Genomic DNA, 17,666 nt, shown 5'->3' with positions numbered 1-17,666 from the left:
TCCCGACCCGGCAGATCCCGAAAAGAGCAAGCGGGTGAAGACCGCTCAGCACGGCAAGGGCCTGCGGTACAAGGTGCGCTGGCTCGACCCGGAGGGAGCGGAGCGCTCGAAGTCCTTTCCGGACGGACAGCTCAAGGCGGCGCGTGACTTCCGGTCGAAGCAGGAAGTCGACATGGCGCTTGGTGACTACATCGACCCGAAGGCTGGCAAGGTCACAGTCGCGGCCTTCGCCAAGAGCTGGCTCGCTGACCTCGATGTCGACGAGCTGTCCCGCCAGAACATGGAGATGCGATTCCGAAAACGAGTGATCCCCTGCCTTGGCAAGGCCGAGATCGGCAGTGTGAAGCCGTCAGCCATCCGAAACTGGGATCGGCTGCTGCGGGAGGACGGGCTATCGGACCGGTACCGGCACACGCTCTTCGGCAACGTGTCGGCGATGTTCACGGCCGCGATGGAAGACGGGCTGATCAGCAAGCACCCATGCCGTGGGAAGTCCGTCAAGCAGCCGAAGGCGGCCCAGAAGAAGATCATTCCGTGGCCGGAGGCGCGCGTGTGGACCGTGCAACGCAAGCTCAAGGAGCGGTTCCGGGTGACCGTGGACATGGCCGCGGGGATTGGGCTGCGGCAGGGTGAGGTCTTCGGCCTGGCCGTCGAAGACGTGGACTTCCTGCGGGGTGTCGTGCACGTCCGACGGCAGGTGAAGACGGTCCGCTACAAGCACGTGTTCGCGTTGCCCAAGTACGACAAGACGCGGGACGTGCCGCTACCCGAGCCGGTCAAGCTGGCACTGGCCGAGCACATCCGGAGGTTCCCGCCGAGGGAGATCACGCTCCCGTGGGACACGCCGGACGGCAAGCCGACCATGGCCCGGCTGATCGTCACGTCCGTGCGGGGCCTGGCGGTGGCGGCGAACGACTTCAACCGCAACTACTGGAAGGTGGCACTCAAGGCGGCTGATGTGCCGTTCGGGCGGTACGAGAACGGCATGCACGAGCTGCGGCACTTCTTCGCCTCGGTGCTTCTCGACCAGGGCGAGTCGATCAAGGCCGTCGCTGAATGGCTCGGGCACGCCGATCCATCGTTCACGCTCAAGATCTACACGCACCTGATGCCGAGCAGCGCGGACCGGACCAAGAACGTGATCGGGAACCTCTACGGGCGACGGCCTGAGACGGACTCAGACGGCCCGGGCACGGCCCAGGATGATCAACAAGCTGAGTAGTGGCAGGTCAGAGCGGGCTTCTGGACAGATTGACAAGATCTTCTGGGAGACCAAGCAGGGCTGAGCCCGACTTCGTCGAGACGGCGCTGACTCCTACGGGGTCGGCGCCGTTTGTCGTAGGTTCGGCCGCGTGCGGGTGTTGTTGATCGGCGGGACGTCGAATGTCGGGAAGTCGACCGTGGCACGGGAGGTGGCGTCGCGGCTCGGGTTCGAACACCGGTCGACCGACTACCTCGCGCGTCATCCCGGGCGACCGTGGCGGACACCGGAACGGGAGGTGCCGCCGCACGTGGCCGAGCATTACTCGGCGCTCTCCGTCGACGAGCTGATCGCGTCGGTGCTCGCGCACTACGAGCGGCTCTGGCCACGCATCGAGGAGCTGGTCCGCGACCACGAGCGCCTCGTCCTCGAGGGTTCCGCGCTCTGGCCCGCCCGCGTCGCGACGCTGGCGCCCTCGGACACCGCCGCCGTGTGGCTCACCGTGGACACCACCGAGGTCCGCGACCGGATCCGTACCGCGGGCGACTACGCGGGCGCGACAGCCGGCGAACGCGCGCTCATGGACAAGTTCGCCGCTCGCACGGAACGGTTCCAGCAACTGGTGCTCGCCGACGTCGAACGGTTGGGTCTCACCCGCATCGACGGGACCGGCCGGTCCGTTGCCGAACTCGCCGACCTCGTGCTCACCACGGCTCTGCCGCGGTCATGAGTTCCGACTGGACAGTCACAGGTAACACGACGGATCCGCGAGCGCGGACACTGCGATGGCGCGCGCTACCGGAACGGCGTGAACGCCGCGCGCCAGGTCTCGTCGAGGTCCGCGTCCGGCGGGAAGCGGTCCGCCATCTCCAGGTCCACCAGCCCGTGCGCCAGCGCCCACAACGCCCGCGCCCGGTGCTCGCCGCCGGCGACGGCCACGATCTGCGCGGCGGCGGCCGCCTCCACCGACGCCGGGATCACGTCCCGGCGCAGCGGCCGCCGCGTGGCCAGCTCGTACAACCCCCGATGCGCGAGAGCCCACTCCCGGTACGCCGCCATGATCGCGAGCAGGTCGGCCCCGGCGGGCGCGAGCGCAGAAGCCATCACCCGCAGCGCCCGCTCCTGCAGCCCCGCCTCGATGTCGTCCTTGCTCGGGACGTGCTTGTACAGCGACGGCGCCCGGATCCCCATCTCCTGCGCGACCCGGCGCATCGTCAGCGCCTCCGCGCCCTCCGACTCCAGGAGGGACTCCGCCACATCGAGGATCTCCTCCCGGCGCGTCACGCCGCGACCCGCTCCGCCCGCGCCTTCAGTGCCTCGTTCATCTGCCGGAAGCCGTCCTCCGTCTTCGCGAGGGTCGACGCCAGCACCGGCACGAGCACACCGGTGAACGTCTCCTCCTGCGTGAGCCGCGTGCCACCGGGGACCGGCTCCAGCACGAACGTGTGACGGCCGTCGAACAGGCCGCGGACCAGGAATCTGCCAAGCCATTCCAGTTCGTGGTTCTCCTCGACGGCCGTCACCGTCGGCCGGAACGTCATGCCCTTCGCGCCCGGCGGGGTGATCCGGACTTCCAGGCGCTCGCCCTCCGCCAGGGAACCGGCCAGCGACGGCATGAACGGGTTCCACTCCGCGAAGGCGGCGGTGTCGGTGAGCTGGGCCCACACGGCCTCGGCGGGGGCGTTGATCTCGGTGGTGACGCTGATCCGGCGCATGTCGTCCTCCTGTGGCTAACGTCGTTAGCCACAACATTAAGCTAACGCCGTTAGCCGCGTCAAGGCCGGGAGCACCTCCTCATCGAACTTGTCCTGTTCTGCCTGGTCAGCGGGCCACTCCAACACGAAGTCCTCGATCCCGACCGCCGACAGCCGCGCCACCAGCTCCGCGAACGACGCACCCGGCGCGAGCGGGGCGGTCGTGTCCCACAGCAGGAACTGCCGCCGCAGCGTCGCCGGGTCGCGGCCGGCCGCGAGGCACAGCTCGTCGAGCTTGTCGTTCTGCTCGCGGGTGCGGGCCACGATGTCGGCGACGGGCGCGCCGAACTGGCCGTTCGTGTTCCAGACATCGGCGTGCGCGACCGCGGTCCGCAGCATCGTCGGCGCCTGACCACCCACGATGATCGGCGGCTTGCGCACCGGGCCCGGGGCGGTCGGGAGATCGGTCACCGAGTACCACTCGCCCTCGAACGTGAACGGCTTGCCGTGCGCGCGCAGCGCGCCGTCGACGATCTCGACGTACTCGGCGAAGCGCCGCACCCGTTCGCGCACCGGCCACGGCGACGTGCCGACCGCCTGGTGGTCCATCTCGAACACGCCGGCACCCATGCCCAGCTCGAGCCGCCCGCCGGAGAGCTGGTCGACGGTCATGGCCTGTTTCGCGACCACCGCGGGCTCGCGCAGGATCGGGTTGTTCACCAGTGGCCCGAGCGCGATCCGCGACGTCGTGACGGCCGCGGCGGCCAGCAGGCTCCAGCCGTCGAGGAACGGGCCGTCGACGGCGCGGAAGTCACCGATGTGGTCGGCGATGTAGACCTGGTCGAACCCCAGCTCCTCGATCCGCCGGAACCGCGCCAGCAGCTCGTCGGCCGGCGCGTCCTGCATGAGGATCACCCCGAAGCGCGTCATGACAGCAGTTCGATGACGCTCGGGAAGTCGTCGCCGCCGAAGCCCTGTTCGACCCGGCGGCGCATCAGCGTGAACAACGGCTCCGACAGCTCCGTGCTCACCCCCTGCGCACGGCTGACCTCGGCGATCCCGTCGTTCGCGACCTGCATCGACAGGTCCGACTCCTTCGCGGTGTAGTCGCCGGAGTCGATCTGGGCCGCCATGCCCACGAGCGCCGGGAACAAGCCGCGCAGCCACGGGATCAGCAGCGTCTCGGTGAACTCGACGACCGGCACCCCCTCCGTGCGCACCATGGCCGCCGCGTGCACGAAGCCGCCGAACATGCCGTACATGCCGGTGAGCATCGCGATGTCGTTCAGTGCCGCGAGCCCCGGCTCCGCGCCGAGGTACCGACGGTCGCCGAACGCCGCGAGCACGTCCTCCGCGCGGCGGAACGCCTGCTCACTGCCGCTGTAGAGGACGACGGCGGCCGGCGTGCCGATCATGGACGGGATGGCCATGATCCCGCCGTCGAGGTAGTCCCCGCCGCGTTCGGCGACGAGTGCCGACAGCTTCGCGGCCTCTGCCGGCGTGCTGGTGGTCAGGTTGACGATCGTTCGGTCGCGCACGTCCACGCCGTCGAGCACGGCCACGACCGACTCGGAGTCGAGCAGGCACAGGATGACCAACTCGTTGGCGGCGAAGGCGTCCGCGGCGGTGGCCGCGTGGGTGACCGCGAGGTCGCCGGACCTACCCGGTGTTCGGTTCCAGACGGTCGTGTCGTGACCGCGTTCCACGAGGGCGGTGGCGAGCGCGCGCCCCATCTTTCCTAGTCCGATGACAGTTGTCTGCACGCCGGACACTCTGCGGCCATGCCCTAAGGTTGGGCAAGTACCTACCTTAGAGTCAGGTACTCACCCGGAGGTAAGGATCCAGCATGACGGCACATGGCCCGTACACGTGCGGTCTCGACGCGGCACTCGACGTCGTCGGCGGCAAGTGGAAGTCGCTCATCCTGTGGGCGCTGGCCGAGACCCCCACGATGCGGTTCGGCGAGCTGCGGCGCGAAGTCGTCGGCATCACGGAGAAGATGCTGATCCAGCAGCTGCGGCAGATGGAGGCGGACGGCCTGATCCACCGCGAGGTGTACCGGGAGGTGCCGCCGAAGGTCGAGTACTCGGTGACCGAGTTCGGCCGGTCGCTCAACGAGGCGCTGACGCCGCTGGGTGACTGGGGCGAGCGGCACATGCAGCGGATCGCCAACCGGGAGGTGAGACTGTAGATCATGACCGGACTCCTGTACCTGCTCCGCCACGGCGAGACCGAGTGGTCGCGCAGCGGGCAGCACACCAGCCACACCGACATTCCGTTGACTCCCAACGGTGAGCAGCGCGCGCGGGACGCGGGCTCGATGCTCGCTGGTCTGCGCGAGGACCGGCCGCTGGCGCTGGTGGTGTCCTCGCCGAGGCAGCGCGCGGTGCGGACGGCCGAGCTGGCGGGACTGACGGTCACGGAGGTGACGGAGGACGTCGCGGAGTGGGACTACGGTTCCTACGAAGGCCTGTCGACGCCGAAGATCCGCGAGACCGTGCCGGGTTGGACGGTGTGGACGCACGAGTCGCCGGGCGGCGAGACGGCTGACGACGTGGGCGCGCGGGCGGCGTCCGTCGTGGCGCGGGTGCGCGCGGTGCTGCCGGACGGAGACGTGGTTCTGGTGGGGCACGGGCATTTCAGCCGCGTCCTTGTCGCGACGTGGCTGGGTCTGCCACCGACGTCGGGTGTCCACTTCGCACTCGACGCGGCGGCGATCTCCGTGCTGGGCGATGAGCGCGGGGTGCCGCAGATCAAGCGGCTGAACGTGCCTCCGTTGCCGGAGCGCGGTTTTCCCCATGACTGAGGTGCGCCGGGTCCGTCCGTCCGATGTGGACGCGGTGGTCGGGTTGGTGTACGACCTGGCGGCACACGAGAACGCACCTGACGAGTGTCAGCTGACGTCCGCGCAACTGCACGCCGCGTTGTTCGGTCCCACGCCGTCGCTCTATGGCCACGTGGCGTCGGTCGACGGGGAGGTCGTGGGATTCGCGTTGTGGTTCCTGAACTTCTCGACGTGGCGCGGCACGCATGGGATCTACCTTGAGGACCTGTACGTGCGCCCGGAGCACCGCGGGTCGGGGCTGGGCATCGCGCTGCTGAAGGCGCTCGCGCGGGAATGCGTGCGGCAGGGGTACGCGCGCCTGGAATGGGTGGTGCTGGAATGGCTGACCCCGACGATCGAGTTCTACAAGTCCATCGGCGCGGTGCCCATGGACGAGTGGAAGATCTTCCGCCTCACGGATGAGCCACTGCGCACGCTGGGCAGCTGACTCGTCCACATGGGAAAACGCCGCGCCGGGTGGGCTCCCGGCGCGGCGTTCTGTTGCCCTCGCGTGCTTTCTCAGACTCCCGCGATACCGGCGATCCAGTCGCGGTACACGGTGATGTTGCCGTAGGCGGTGAAGGTCTGCCGGTCACTGGTGGACGCGACGCCGACCTGCACGTACGAACCGTCCGGCGCGGTGGCGAACATCGGGCCGCCCGAGTCGCCGCCCGCGGTGATGCCGTCGACGCGGTTCGCGCACACCGCCGTGCCGCCGCGGTAGTCGGTGCAGCTCACCGAGCTGACCTCGACGTTCGCGACCTTCAGCAGCTGCGACTGGCACTCGATCTCCGGCCGGTCGGTGCACGTCGCACCCCAGCCGTACACCTGGACGGTCTCGCCGACCTCGACGGCGTCCTGGTTGCCCAGCGGCGAGTACGTCGCGTTCACCGCGTGGTCCAGCTCGACCAGTGCCAGGTCCGCGTCCGGGTGCGTGTGGATCGCGACACCCGTCGCCTGCTCACCCTGCGTCTGGTCCAGGTTTCCGATGTTGAACGTGTAGGTACCGCTGCCGGCCACGCAGTGCTCGGCGGTCAGGATCCAGGTCGGCGCGATGATCGTCGCCGAGCAGTTCTCCTGGCCGTCCACGAACAAACGTGCCGCCCACGGACCGGATGTGGCGTTACCGCCATCAATGATCGCCGGGCCCACGTTGCCCGGTGGCACTTCGGCGTTCGCCGTCGCACCACCGAGAACACCGAGCGCGGCCAAAGCCGCACCCGCGAGGGCCGCCCCGACACGACCGATACGCATGCAGATCACCTCGAAACCGCGACACAACGTCGCGGAGCAGGGCTGACAAGGACCCTAGAAGGGTCACTCGTTCGAGTTAGATCCACTACCCGCCGTTAGTCTGGATCCTCGTCCAGTCCCGCGCGGTCCTCGGCCCACACCCGCGCCCTGACGTTGAACAGCAGGTACAGCACCAGCACGCACAGCGCGCCGAGCGGGATGCCGTACTCGGGCCTGCCGGACGGGCCCATCGCGTACCAGGCGACGCCGAGCAGCAGGATCTGGATGACCGTGATCGGCCCGCGCACACCGCGTTTGCCCAGGAAGAGCGCGATGCCGCAGCCCAGAACGGCACCGCCGAGCACCGCGAAGTACGCGGCCTCGCCGTACAGGTTGCCGATGGTCCGCGCCCCCGAGAACGCCCTGATCAGCAGCGCCACCGCGAAGACGACGCCGACCAGACCCTGCAGGACGACCAGCAGACCGGCACCGCGGACGGTCTTCGGGGCGTCGGTCTCGATGCGCACGGGGAGGCCTTCCAGGGGCGGGGACGGACAGACGCACTGGATCGTAGCTACCCTGCGGTTATGCGTGCAGTGCTGGTGGTGAACCCCAAGGCGACCGCGACGACCGCGGCCGGCCGGGACGTGCTGGCGCACGCACTGGCCAGCCAGGTGAAGCTCGACGTGCTCGAGACCGACTACCGCGGCCACGCCATGGCGGCGGCCGCGCAGGCCGCGGTCGACGGCGCCGACCTGGTCGTCGCCCATGGGGGTGACGGCACGGTCAACGAGGTGGTCAACGGCCTCCTCGCGAGCGGCCCCGGCGGGTCGGTGCCGATGCTCGGCATCGTGCCCGGCGGGTCGGCGAACGTCTTCGCCCGCTCGCTCGGGCTGCCGCGCGACCCCGTCGACGCGACCTACCAGCTGTTGCACGCGGTCGAGAACGGCAAGCGCAGGCGGGTCGGGCTGGGGCGGGTCGAGCCGACCTCGCCCGGTGAGGCGCCGCGCTGGTTCACGTTCAGCGCGGGTGTCGGGTGGGACGCCGACGTCGTCGCCGAGGTGGACCGCAAGCGGGGCAAGAAGGCGAGTCCCGCGCTGTACACGCGGGTGGCGCTCACGCAGTACCTCAAACCGGCGCACGGACAGCCGCAGCTGACCGTGGAGATTCCCGGCATGGCGCCGGTCGCCGGGCTGCGGCTCGTGTTCGTGTCCAACACGGACCCGTGGACCTATCTCGGGGCGCGGCCGATCCACCTCAACCGCGGCACGGGGTTCGACGCGGGACTGGGTGTTTTCGCGTTGCACAGCCTGGCTTTACCGACAGTGGTCCGACACCTCCGTCAGGCGATCAGCCAGAAGGGTGAGACGCGCGGACGGAAACTGCTCCGGCACGACGACGTCCCCGGCATGCGGATCACGAGCGAGACCCCGGTCCGCGTGCAATGCGACGGCGACCTCATAGGGGAGCGGACCAGCGTGGAAATTGCGTCTGTAAAGCATGCTCTGACGGTTGTCGGGTAGCCCTTGTGAGAGCGGCACCGAGTGGCCGACCGCGAGATCCAGCTGTGACCTGATTGTTGCTCTCCGAAGCGATAGGGCTCTGACGTCGAGCTTTCGGGTGAGTTCAGGCACTCGGTGATGAAGAGGTCTTGACATATGGCTGGTTCGTGAAAGCATTCACAAGCACCCCAACGACCGGTTGACGACTAGAGGCGCACCGGAACGCGCCCAAGCGAGGAGCACGTAGAAATGGACTGGCGCCACAACGCTGCCTGCCGTGACGAGGACCCCGAGCTGTTCTTCCCCGTGGGAACCAGCGGTCCGGCGATTCTGCAGGTTGCTCAGGCGAAGGCCGTTTGCCATCGCTGCCCCGTCGCTTCCGACTGCCTGACCTGGGCGCTTCAGAGCGGTCAGGACGCAGGGGTCTGGGGCGGGATGAGTGAGGACGAGCGCCGCGCGCTCAAGCGCCGCAACGCGCGCACCCGCACTCGCAGCAACGTCTGAAACGCAGTTCAAAAGCCGCCAAGGCCCGGTGCCGAACAGGTACCGGGCCTTTGTGTGTCCGGGATCAGGTGTCCGGGATCAGGTGCCGGGCCGTGCGGTCCGGGGTTGGCCTCCGGCCCCCGGATTCCACGCTACGGCAAGGTACCGACAATTCCGGCGGAGGCAGTCGCGCCTGGGGACAACTGGTTCCGCTGTGGACAACCGCGCTTCCGCGCGACGGAAATGTCGGTGCTCGTCGCTACGCTGGTGATTGGGGGGCCGGAGGCCGCCCGTCCTCAGCGGCGGTGAGACAGCGGAACCCTCAGCGACGCTTCCGTGCCGCCTCTTTGCCTGCTGCGCAGTGACAGTGAGCCGCGCAGCTCGGACTCCACCAGGGTGCGCACGATCTGCAGGCCAAGGCCGTTCGAACGTTCCAGGGAGAAACCCCTTGGCAGGCCTCGCCCGTCGTCGGTGACCAGCACGTCCAGCCAGCGGGCCGAGCGTTCCGCCGAGACGACCACCTCGCCGCTCGCGCCCGGGGGGTAGGCGTGTTCCACCGCGTTCTGGACCAGTTCGGTCAGCACCATGACCAGTGGGGTGGCGACCTCCGCCGCCACCACGCCGAACGATCCGGTGCGGCGGACGCGGACGTGGTTCTCCGCCACAGCCACATCGCCGACCACCGGGATCACCTTGTCCACCAACGAGTTCAGGTCCACGCGTTCGTCGACCGAGGTGGACAGGGCTTCGTGGACCATCGCGATCGCGGCCACGCGGCGCACCGACTCGCCAAGAGCGGCTCTGGCCTCCTCGCTCGCCGTGCGGCGGGACTGCAGGCGCAGCAACGCGGCGACGGTCTGGAGGTTGTTCTTCACGCGGTGGTGGATCTCGCGGATCGTCGCGTCCTTGGACATCAGGGCGCGGTCCCGGCGCCGGACCTCGGTCACGTCGCGGACCAGTACCAGCGCACCCGCCGCCTTGCCGCCGGGACGCAACGGCAGGGCCCGGAAGAGCACCGCCGCGCCCCGGCCCGATTCCGCTTCCGCTCGCATGGACGGCTGGCCGTCCAGTGCCGCCAGGATTCTTTGCGCTATTTCCGTCGCGTCGAACGGGTCCGCGATCAGGCCTCTCGTCAACGGCGCCAGGCGGACGCCGACGAGTTCCGCGGGATGACCCATGCGGTGGTACGCCGACTGCGCGTTCGGGGACGCGAACACCACCGCGCCCGTCGGGTCCAGGCGGATCAGGCCGTCGCCAACGCGAGGGGACGTGTGCACGTCCGCCGCGGGCTCGGAAGTTGGGAAGCTGCCGTCCGCCACCATCTGGCACAGATCCGCGGCGATGCCCAGGTACGCGATCTCCAGCGACGACGGCACCCTCGGCACCGCCAGGTCCGTTTCGCGGGACAGCACGGCGATGACCCGGTCGTCGTAGGTGACCGGGATCGTCTCGCGGCGGACCGGTACGCCCAGGTACCAGGACGGGTCCTCCTCGCGGCACACCCTGGCGTCGAGGATCGCCCTGCGCAGCTGGGGGTGCTCCCCGACGGCGACCCGGCTGCCGACCACGTCCTCGGGGTGCGCGGTCGGTGCCGTCGTCGCGCGGGCCTGGGCCACGCACAGGAACTCGTCCAGCTCACGGCCTTCGCCGACCGGAACCCACATCAGCAGGTCGGCGAAGGACAGGTCGGACAGGAGCTGCCACTCGGCGACGACCATCTGGAGGTGGTCGACCTCGCCACCGGACAGCTTGGTGTGCTCCGCGAGGAGATCGGAAAGAGTCGACAAGTGCTACTTGTCCTGCACGGGCACGCCACCCTGATCGATGACCGTTCTCCTGATCTCGGCGCGGAGCCGCTGCTTCAGGGAGTCGGGGGCGTGTTCGCCGCCGCACTTGCGGGCGAGCAACACCTTCAGGTGTTCCTCGATGCCGAACTGCTCGAGGCACGGGCTGCACTCGTCGAGGTGCTGTTCCAGCAGCTGACGGCGTTTGCCGTCGCACTCGTGGTCAAGGAAGAGCCACACTTCGGACAGCACCTCCGAGCAATCGGTCTCATGTGGTTCGCCGCAGCTCATGATCCGGTCACCTCATGCTTCGCCGACCGCAGGAACCCGCGGTCACGTGCGACCCCGGCCAGCAGGTCACGGAGCTGCCGCCGGCCACGGTGCAGTCGAGACATCACCGTTCCGATCGGCGTGTGCATTATCTCCGCGATCTCCTTGTAAGCGAAGCCCTCGACATCGGCCAGGTAGACGGCGAGCCGGAAATCCTCCGGCAGCTGCTGCAGGGCCTCCTTCACGTCGTTGTCGGGCAGGCGGTCCATCGCCTCGATCTCGGCGGACCGCAGCCCGGACGACGTGTGGGACTCGGCCTGCGCGAGCTGCCAGTCCGTGATCTCGTCTGTCGGGGACTGCAGGGGCTGGCGCTGCCGCTTCCGGTACCCGTTGATGTAGGTATTGGTGAGGATGCGGTAGAGCCAGGCCTTCAGGTTGGTGCCCGCCGAGAACGACGCGAACGCGGCGTAGGCCTTGAGGTAGGTCTCCTGGACCAGGTCTTCGGCGTCGGCCGGGTTGCGCGTCATGCGCAGCGCGGCGGAGTACAGCTGGTCGAGCAGCGGCATGGCGTCGCGCTCGAAGCGCTCTGCCCGCTCCTGCTCGGTCTCAGCCTGGGGGGTTGGCTGGGTTTCGGTGCTCGGCACCGTGCTCCCTTCCAGTCGGAACTGTCCCATCATCGGAATGGCATAGGACCCCTGTGAGGATACGCGGCGAGTCTGAGTCAGCACGTCATGCACAACGCGGACTCACCCGTGCGAATTCCCTAGTCGAGGGGCCGCAGGATCCGGCCCAGCCACTCCTCCACGGTCCGGGAAATGCCTGTGGCATCGCGTTTCAGCGAGTGGTCACCCGGCATGACGACGATCTCCCTGTGGTGACCGGGGCCCGGCATGCCGAACGGGTCCGACTCGCCCTGGACCACCAGCGTGGGCACTGTCACGCCAGCCAGCTCGGACATACGGGACTTTTCCGGCCTACCCGGCGGGTGCACGGGGAACGCCAGGCACAGGACAGCCACGGCCTGCCCTTCCTCGGAGGTGCGGCAGGCCACCCTGGCGCCCGACGACCGGCCGCCGAACACGAGGGGTAACTCGTGGAACCACTCGCGTGACAGCCGCTCCACCACCGCCAGCCACGCCGTGTCGAGCTGTCCGGCCGGGGCGGGCGCGCGGCGGCCGGCGACCCGGTAGGGCTGCTCGACCAGCGCCACGTGCACACCGGCGGCGGTCGCGCCCCGGGTGGCCGCGACCAGGTCGGGCGCACCGACACCGCCGCCCGCACCGTGCCCGAGGAGCAGCCCGGCGCGGCCCTCCGGCGCGCAGTGCAGCTCCGCGCGGGCGGGCCCGTGTGGCGTGTCGATGCTCAGCGTGGTCATGACGGGTTGTCGAACAGGGTGAGGTCGGTGCTCTCCTCGTCCTGTTCGAGTAACTCGGGGCCGTTGTTGCGGACGTTGTTGACCTTGGTGGACACCGGTCGCACCTCCAGCGCCGCCACGAAGTGCTCGGGCGGCGGCGTGGCCAGCAGCTCGTCGACCTCGTCCACGTCGGGGTCGAGCCAGGCCGCCCACTTGTCCGGCGTCATGAGCAGGGGCATCCGGTCGTGGATGTCGCTGAGCCTGCCGACCGCGTCGGTGGTCAGCACGGACGCGCTCACGACCGGTGGCCCGTCCTCGACCGCCGGATCCCGCCACACCGACCACAGACCGGCCATGGCGAGGCTGTGCCCGTCCGGCCTGGTCATGAAGAACGGCTGCTTGACCTTGCCCTCCCGGCGCCACTCGTACCAGCCGTCAGCCGGGATGAGGCAGCGGCGCTTGGCCACCGACGTGCGGAACGCCGAGGTCGTCGCGGCTTTCTCGGCACGCGCGTTGATCATCCGGGCGCCGATGGACATGTCCTTCGCCCACACCGGGATCAGGCCCCAGCGCATCACCCGCAGGCTGCGCACGGTGGTCGACGGGTCCGGGTTGCCCTCCTCGTCCCGCGGGTGCCGCTGCACGACGGCCACCACGTCCTTGGTGGGCGCCACGTTGTAGTCCGTGGCGGGCGCGTGGTCGTCCATCGCGTCGAGCGCGTCGAACTCCGCGGCCAGCGTGGCCGGGTCCTTCGTGGCGGCGTATCTCCCGCACACCTCGATCACCTCCTGGCCAGGATCGTGTCATGGCCCACCGACAGTCTGCACCGCGTGCGGGACCATGCGGGATCATGCGGGTATGACACAGCCCTGGGCCGCACCGTCCGCGACCGCGCCCGTGCGCGCCACCGTGGCCGTGCCGGGTTCGAAGTCGATCACGAACCGGGCGCTGCTGCTGGCCGCGCTGAGCGACGGCGGCGGCACGCTGACCGGTGCGCTGCGCAGCCGCGACAGCCGCCTCATGATCGACGCGCTGCAGGCCCTCGGCGTGCCTGTCAGTGACGCCGGGGACGGCGGTGACCAGGTGATCGTCGCCGCGCACCGCGGGCTGCGCGGGCCCGCGCGGGTCGACTGCGGGCTCGCGGGCACGGTCATGCGGTTCGTGCCGCCCGCCGCCGCGATCGCCGACGGCGACATCCACTTCGACGGCGACGCACGAGCCCGTGAGCGGCCCATGCGCACCGTGCTCGACGCGCTGCGTGCCCTGGGCACCGACATCGACGGCGACGCGCTGCCGTTCACGCTGCACGGCAAGGGCGGTCTCCCGGGTGGTGCCGTCACGATCGACGCGTCCGCGTCCTCACAGTTCGTGTCGGGCCTGCTGCTGGCCGGGGCGCGGTACGAGGCAGGCGTGACCGTCCACCACAGGGACACCACAGCAGGCAAGCCCGTCCCCTCACTCCCCCACATCGACATGACCGTGCGGATGCTGCGCGACGCGGGCGTGACCGTCGACGACAGCGAGCCGAACACGTGGCGCGTCGAGCCCGGCCCGATCGCCGCCCGCGAATGGGCCGTCGAGCCGGACCTGTCGAACGCGACACCGTTCCTGGCCGCCGCGGCCGCCACCGGCGGCTCCGTCACGGTGCCCGGCTGGCCGGAGAACACCACCCAACCGGGTGACGCGTTCGGCGAGATCGCGTCCCGCATGGGCTGCACGGTCACCCGCGACGCCGCCGGGCTGACCGTGCACGGCCCCGACCAGCTGCAGGGCATCGACGTCGACCTGCGCGACGTCGGCGAGCTGACCCCGACCGTCGCCGCGCTGGCCGTGCTGGCGCACAGCCCGAGCGTGCTGCGCGGCATCGCCCACCTGCGCGGCCACGAGACCGACCGGCTCGCCGCGCTGGTCACCGAGATCAACGCGCTCGGCGGCGGCGCGACCGAGACCGAGGACGGCCTGGAGATCCGGCCCAAACCGCTGCACGCGGGCCTGTGGCACGCCTACGCCGACCACCGGATGGCGACCGCGGGCGCGATCGTCGGCCTCGCCGTGCCCGGCATGGAGGTCGACGACATCGCGACCACGGCGAAGACACTGCCGGACTTCCCCGCCATGTGGGCGGACATGCTCTCCGACGAGCGGTGACGGCATGAGCAGACGCGGCCGGAAGTCGGACTGGGATCGCCTGGACGAGTCGGATGTCCGGGTGCGCCCCGGCAAGGGCACCCGGCCGCGCAGCAAGATCAGGCCGGAGCACGCCGACGCGCGCATGGCGATGGTCGTCGGCGTCGACCGCGGCCGGTGGACGTGCGCGCTGGACGGCAAACCGGACCACGAGGTCGTCGCGATGCGTGCCCGCGAGCTGGGCCGTACCCCGATCGTCGTCGGCGACCTCGTCGACCTGGTGGGTGACACGTCCGGGCGGCCGGACACGCTCGCGCGGGTCGTGCGGGTGGCCGACCGCAGCAGCGTCCTGCGCCGCACCGCCGACGACAACGACCCGTACGAGCGGGTGGTCGTGGCGAACGCGCAGCAGCTGCTGATCGTGTGCTCGCTCGCCGATCCCCCGCCGCGCACCGGGTTCATCGACCGCTGCCTCGTCGCCGCGTACGCGGGTGGCCTGAAACCGGTGCTGTGCCTGACGAAGTCTGACCTCGCGAGTGCGGACGACATCGTCGAGGCGTACGCGGACCTGGAGCTGCCCATGCTGATCACGCGTAGCGACCAGGAGCCGGACGAGGTGCGCGAACGGCTGACCGACCAGGTGTCCGCGCTCGTCGGCCACTCCGGTGTCGGCAAGTCGACGCTGGTCAACAAGCTGGTGCCGGACGCGTTCCGCGCGGTGAGCGCCGTGAGCGCCGTCGGCAAGGGCAGGCACACGTCGACCACGGCCGTCGCACTGCCACTCCCGGCAGGCGGCTGGGTGGTGGACACGCCGGGCATCCGCTCGTTCGGCCTGGCCCACATCGAGCCGGACGACATCGTGGCCGCGTTCCCCGAGTTCGTGGAGCCCGTGGAGGAGTGCCCGTCGAACTGCGGTCACCTCGGCCCGCCCGAGGACCCGGACTGCATGCTCGACGTGGTCACCGAGGCGGGCCTGGCCCGGCCGGGCAGGCTCGAGTCGCTCCGCAGGCTCCTCACCTCCCGCGCCCGCCTCGACGAGCACGTGGACTAGTTGCTGTCCACTTACGTTGGCCGTGTTGGGTTCGTGGTTTGTCCTCGCCGGAGGGGCAGGCCTCCGGGATGGCTCCCTGGGTTGGCATCTTCGGTGGCTTGGCATGGGTCGGTGTGGTGTGAGGGCTCGCGCCCCTCGGCGCCCTCACGACGTCCGTTGTGCCAGCCCACCCCGGCACGGGCGATCACCGTCAGCTTGGCCGGACCCGCCGCAGGACCCGGCAGACGTCGGTGGACACAGCACTAGCTCACTTCCTTCCCGACGAAGGACCGAAGCCGGGAACCGAACCGCGCCGCGTCCGTCTCAGGAACGCGAGGCAGGGGACTACTTCACCGATCAGGACGGACAAACCTTGCGCACCCGGCGTATAGGACGCGGCCGTCCGGGCTACTCTGTCCGCACATTCACCAAGGGAGAACAGGCTATGCGCAAGGCAGGCATCGCGCTGTCCGCGTTCGCGTTGGCGTTGACGCTGGGCGCGTGCGGGGACAACGGGGGATCCGGCGATTCGTCGTCGAACAACTCTGGCGGGGACAGCTCAGGCGGCGGTTCGGTGGCGGCGGCGAGTCTCGCCGACCTCGCCAAGTCGATCGGCGAGCAGACGTCCGAGACGAGCACCGCCCACATGAAGATCTCGGCGGACGCTGCTGGTCAGCAGCTGACCGGCGAGGGCGACCTCCGCATGTCCGCCGACAACGCGGCCATGTCCATGGACATGACCACGCCCGAAGGCACGATGTCGATGGTGTTGCTGGACAACATCTTCTACATCAAGCTCCCGCAGGAGCTGGAGCCGGGCAAGTCGTGGCTGAAGATCGACGCCAACGACAAGAGCAACCCGATGGCGCAGGCCCTCGGCGGCATGACCGAGCAGATGAGCAAGAACGCGGACCCGCGTGCGACGCTCGAGCAGTTCGAGAAGGCCGGTGAGATCACCGACACCAAGGAAGAAGAGCTCGACGGCAAGCAGACCACGCACTACACGATCACCGTCGACGTCGAGAAACTGGCCGCGAACCAGGAAGACCCGACGATGAAGTCCGCCATGGACCAGGCGATCCAGTCCGGTCTGAAGGACTTCCCGGTCGACGTGTGGATCGACGAGGACGACCTGCCGGTCCGCTTCACGATGGACATGCCGACGCCGAACCCGGCCTCCGGCAAGACCGAGTCGGTCAAGATGCAGATCGACTACACGGACTGGGGCAAGCCGGTGGACATCACCGCGCCCGCCGCGGACGAGATCGCCGAGTTCCCGGGCAGCTGACGCAGCACGAACACAGAAGCGCCCCCGCGACGACGCGGGGGCGTTTCTGTGTCCCGGCTTGCGGTGTCCCGGCTATGTGGCCGCGAAGTGTGCGGCCATGAGGTCGTTGACCACGTCCGGTCGCTCGACCGCCAGCGAGTGCCCTGCGCCGCGGACCGTGAGGTGCTGGGCGTTCGCGGCGGTGTCGGCGATCCGGCGGGACAGTTCCGGTGGGTAGGCGTGGTCCTCGGCGCCGGACAACACCAGCATGGGCACGGTGCAGCCGACCAGCTCACCGACGACCGCCTTGCGGTGCACCACGCCCTCGGCGGCGGTGAGGATCGACTCGTCCAGTGCGGCGAAGTGGCGCCGCCAGCGTTGCAGCAGCGCGACCCGTGCCGCGATCGTGGTGTCGCCGAACATGGTGTGCGCCAGGGCATCCACGGCCTCCGGGATACCGGCGGTGCGCGCGTACTCCAGCAGTGCCTGGAAGTTCTCGACCTGCCCCTCCTCGTCGGCGGACGAGGACAGGACCACGGCGGACCGCAGCAGCTCCGGGTGCCGTGCGGCGATCCGCAGTGCGACGAACCCGCCCATCGAGTGGCCGACGACGTGCGCGGGCCCGAGGTCCAGTGCGGTGACCAGCGAGGCGGCGTCGTCCGCGAGGGTGTCCATGTCGACATACGGGGACCGGGCGCTCTCGCCCTGCCCTCGGTGGTCGTAGGTGACGACGCGGTAGCGGCGCCCGAACTCGGCCACCTGCGCGGCGAACATCGTGCGGTCGAAGAACAGCGAGTGGCTCAGCAGGACCGCGGGGCCGGGGCCGCCGGTGTCGTCGTAGCCGAGCATTGTGCCGTTGACGTCGATGGTGGGCAACGCCGCCCTCCTCCTGGTCGG

The 17,666-nt window shown here is 69.6% G+C and carries 22 protein-coding genes; 10 read left to right on the top strand and 12 right to left on the bottom strand.

The genetic code is table 11. The features are described 5' to 3' along the window. Window positions 1-34 precede the first annotated feature (34 nt). Together FHR82_RS00955 and FHR82_RS00950 are read left to right on the top strand one after the other, a co-directional pair. A complete protein-coding gene (locus FHR82_RS00955; RefSeq protein WP_311770815.1) occupies window positions 35-1,222 on the top strand; it encodes a tyrosine-type recombinase/integrase in 1,188 nt (395 codons plus the stop codon). 130 nt (window positions 1,223-1,352) lie between these two features. After that, window positions 1,353-1,931 carry an AAA family ATPase gene (locus FHR82_RS00950; RefSeq protein WP_221463241.1) on the top strand — a complete coding sequence of 193 codons (579 nt, stop codon included), beginning with the start codon at window positions 1,353-1,355 and terminating at the stop codon, window positions 1,929-1,931. A 65-nt stretch (window positions 1,932-1,996) separates the two neighbouring features. Here FHR82_RS00950 and FHR82_RS47215 read toward each other — a convergent pair whose 3' ends face one another. Genes FHR82_RS47215 through FHR82_RS00930 form a run of 4 tightly spaced genes read right to left on the bottom strand, consistent with a single transcriptional unit; the run spans window position 1,997 to window position 4,658 of the window. Beyond that, on the bottom strand, window positions 1,997-2,485 hold the full coding sequence (locus FHR82_RS47215; RefSeq protein WP_184808296.1) for a TetR/AcrR family transcriptional regulator: 489 nt from the start codon (window positions 2,483-2,485) through the stop codon (window positions 1,997-1,999). Next, complete coding sequence (locus FHR82_RS00940) at window positions 2,482-2,916, bottom strand: SRPBCC domain-containing protein (protein WP_184808295.1); 435 nt, start codon at window positions 2,914-2,916, stop codon at window positions 2,482-2,484. The genes FHR82_RS47215 and FHR82_RS00940 overlap by 4 nt, the downstream gene beginning before the upstream one ends. Before the next feature lie 36 nt (window positions 2,917-2,952). Next, window positions 2,953-3,825 (bottom strand): LLM class flavin-dependent oxidoreductase, encoded by an 873-nt coding sequence (locus FHR82_RS00935; protein WP_184808294.1) that lies wholly within the window; start codon window positions 3,823-3,825, stop codon window positions 2,953-2,955. After that, window positions 3,822-4,658: an NAD(P)-dependent oxidoreductase gene (locus FHR82_RS00930; RefSeq protein WP_311770814.1), complete on the bottom strand. Its 837-nt coding sequence runs from the start codon at window positions 4,656-4,658 to the stop codon at window positions 3,822-3,824. The genes FHR82_RS00935 and FHR82_RS00930 overlap by 4 nt, the downstream gene beginning before the upstream one ends. A gap of 83 nt (window positions 4,659-4,741) precedes the next feature. Between FHR82_RS00930 and FHR82_RS00925 the strand changes: the two genes are divergently transcribed. From FHR82_RS00925 to FHR82_RS00915, 3 genes are read left to right on the top strand one after another with little or no spacing between them, the layout of a single operon-like run. Beyond that, window positions 4,742-5,086: a winged helix-turn-helix transcriptional regulator gene (locus FHR82_RS00925; protein WP_184808293.1), complete on the top strand. Its 345-nt coding sequence runs from the start codon at window positions 4,742-4,744 to the stop codon at window positions 5,084-5,086. Between the two features lie 3 nt (window positions 5,087-5,089). Further along, the gene (locus tag FHR82_RS00920; protein ID WP_184808292.1) at window positions 5,090-5,701 is read left to right on the top strand and encodes an acid phosphatase; all 612 of its coding nucleotides are present in this window, start codon (window positions 5,090-5,092) and stop codon (window positions 5,699-5,701) included. After that, the gene (locus FHR82_RS00915) at window positions 5,694-6,167 is read left to right on the top strand and encodes a GNAT family N-acetyltransferase (protein ID WP_184808291.1); all 474 of its coding nucleotides are present in this window, start codon (window positions 5,694-5,696) and stop codon (window positions 6,165-6,167) included. Before FHR82_RS00920 ends, FHR82_RS00915 begins: the two co-directional genes overlap by 8 nt. A gap of 71 nt (window positions 6,168-6,238) precedes the next feature. Here the strand turns inward: FHR82_RS00915 and FHR82_RS00910 are convergent, their stop codons facing one another. Continuing rightward, window positions 6,239-6,973 carry a S1 family peptidase gene (locus FHR82_RS00910; protein WP_184808290.1) on the bottom strand — a complete coding sequence of 245 codons (735 nt, stop codon included), beginning with the start codon at window positions 6,971-6,973 and terminating at the stop codon, window positions 6,239-6,241. Window positions 6,974-7,068: 95 nt separating this feature from the next. Then, window positions 7,069-7,479, bottom strand: a complete 411-nt coding sequence (locus FHR82_RS00905; protein ID WP_184808289.1) for a hypothetical protein — start codon at window positions 7,477-7,479, stop codon at window positions 7,069-7,071. Window positions 7,480-7,539: 60 nt separating this feature from the next. Between FHR82_RS00905 and FHR82_RS00900 the strand changes: the two genes are divergently transcribed. Beyond that, window positions 7,540-8,475, top strand: coding sequence for a diacylglycerol/lipid kinase family protein (locus tag FHR82_RS00900; RefSeq protein ID WP_184808288.1), 936 nt, complete (start codon window positions 7,540-7,542; stop codon window positions 8,473-8,475). 228 nt (window positions 8,476-8,703) lie between these two features. Further along, on the top strand, window positions 8,704-8,958 hold the full coding sequence (locus FHR82_RS00895) for a WhiB family transcriptional regulator (RefSeq protein WP_184808287.1): 255 nt from the start codon (window positions 8,704-8,706) through the stop codon (window positions 8,956-8,958). 275 nt (window positions 8,959-9,233) lie between these two features. On the opposite strand, the gene FHR82_RS00890 is transcribed toward FHR82_RS00895, so the two are convergent. From FHR82_RS00890 to FHR82_RS00870, 5 genes are all read right to left on the bottom strand, one after another. Further along, window positions 9,234-10,724: a sensor histidine kinase gene (locus FHR82_RS00890; protein ID WP_184808286.1), complete on the bottom strand. Its 1,491-nt coding sequence runs from the start codon at window positions 10,722-10,724 to the stop codon at window positions 9,234-9,236. A gap of 3 nt (window positions 10,725-10,727) precedes the next feature. Further along, window positions 10,728-11,012, bottom strand: a complete 285-nt coding sequence (gene rsrA, locus FHR82_RS00885) for a mycothiol system anti-sigma-R factor (RefSeq protein ID WP_184808285.1) — start codon at window positions 11,010-11,012, stop codon at window positions 10,728-10,730. After that, window positions 11,009-11,665, bottom strand: a complete 657-nt coding sequence (locus FHR82_RS00880; RefSeq protein ID WP_184808284.1) for a sigma-70 family RNA polymerase sigma factor — start codon at window positions 11,663-11,665, stop codon at window positions 11,009-11,011. Before FHR82_RS00880 ends, rsrA begins: the two co-directional genes overlap by 4 nt. An 89-nt stretch (window positions 11,666-11,754) precedes the next feature. Next, complete coding sequence (locus tag FHR82_RS00875) at window positions 11,755-12,366, bottom strand: alpha/beta hydrolase family protein (RefSeq protein WP_184808283.1); 612 nt, start codon at window positions 12,364-12,366, stop codon at window positions 11,755-11,757. Next, the gene (locus FHR82_RS00870) at window positions 12,363-13,121 is read right to left on the bottom strand and encodes an SOS response-associated peptidase (RefSeq protein WP_184808282.1); all 759 of its coding nucleotides are present in this window, start codon (window positions 13,119-13,121) and stop codon (window positions 12,363-12,365) included. Before FHR82_RS00870 ends, FHR82_RS00875 begins: the two co-directional genes overlap by 4 nt. A gap of 82 nt (window positions 13,122-13,203) precedes the next feature. Between FHR82_RS00870 and aroA the strand changes: the two genes are divergently transcribed. The 3 genes from aroA (at window position 13,204) to FHR82_RS00855 (ending at window position 16,790) form a co-directional block, all read left to right on the top strand. Continuing rightward, the gene (gene aroA, locus FHR82_RS00865; protein ID WP_184808281.1) at window positions 13,204-14,493 is read left to right on the top strand and encodes a 3-phosphoshikimate 1-carboxyvinyltransferase; all 1,290 of its coding nucleotides are present in this window, start codon (window positions 13,204-13,206) and stop codon (window positions 14,491-14,493) included. Between the two features lie 4 nt (window positions 14,494-14,497). Next, on the top strand, window positions 14,498-15,523 hold the full coding sequence (rsgA, locus tag FHR82_RS00860; protein ID WP_184808280.1) for a ribosome small subunit-dependent GTPase A: 1,026 nt from the start codon (window positions 14,498-14,500) through the stop codon (window positions 15,521-15,523). Between the two features lie 424 nt (window positions 15,524-15,947). Further along, a complete protein-coding gene (locus tag FHR82_RS00855) occupies window positions 15,948-16,790 on the top strand; it encodes an SCO4651 family lipoprotein (protein ID WP_184808279.1) in 843 nt (280 codons plus the stop codon). 72 nt (window positions 16,791-16,862) lie between these two features. On the opposite strand, the gene FHR82_RS00850 is transcribed toward FHR82_RS00855, so the two are convergent. Beyond that, on the bottom strand, window positions 16,863-17,645 hold the full coding sequence (locus FHR82_RS00850; RefSeq protein ID WP_221463240.1) for an alpha/beta fold hydrolase: 783 nt from the start codon (window positions 17,643-17,645) through the stop codon (window positions 16,863-16,865). Window positions 17,646-17,666: the final 21 nt, after the last annotated feature.

It is taken from the genome of Actinophytocola algeriensis (genome assembly GCF_014203735.1).
Taxonomy (GTDB): Bacteria; Actinomycetota; Actinomycetes; order Mycobacteriales; family Pseudonocardiaceae; genus Actinophytocola; species Actinophytocola algeriensis.
Note: the sequence above shows the minus strand (reverse complement) of the source record. Positions and strands in the feature narration are given on the sequence as shown.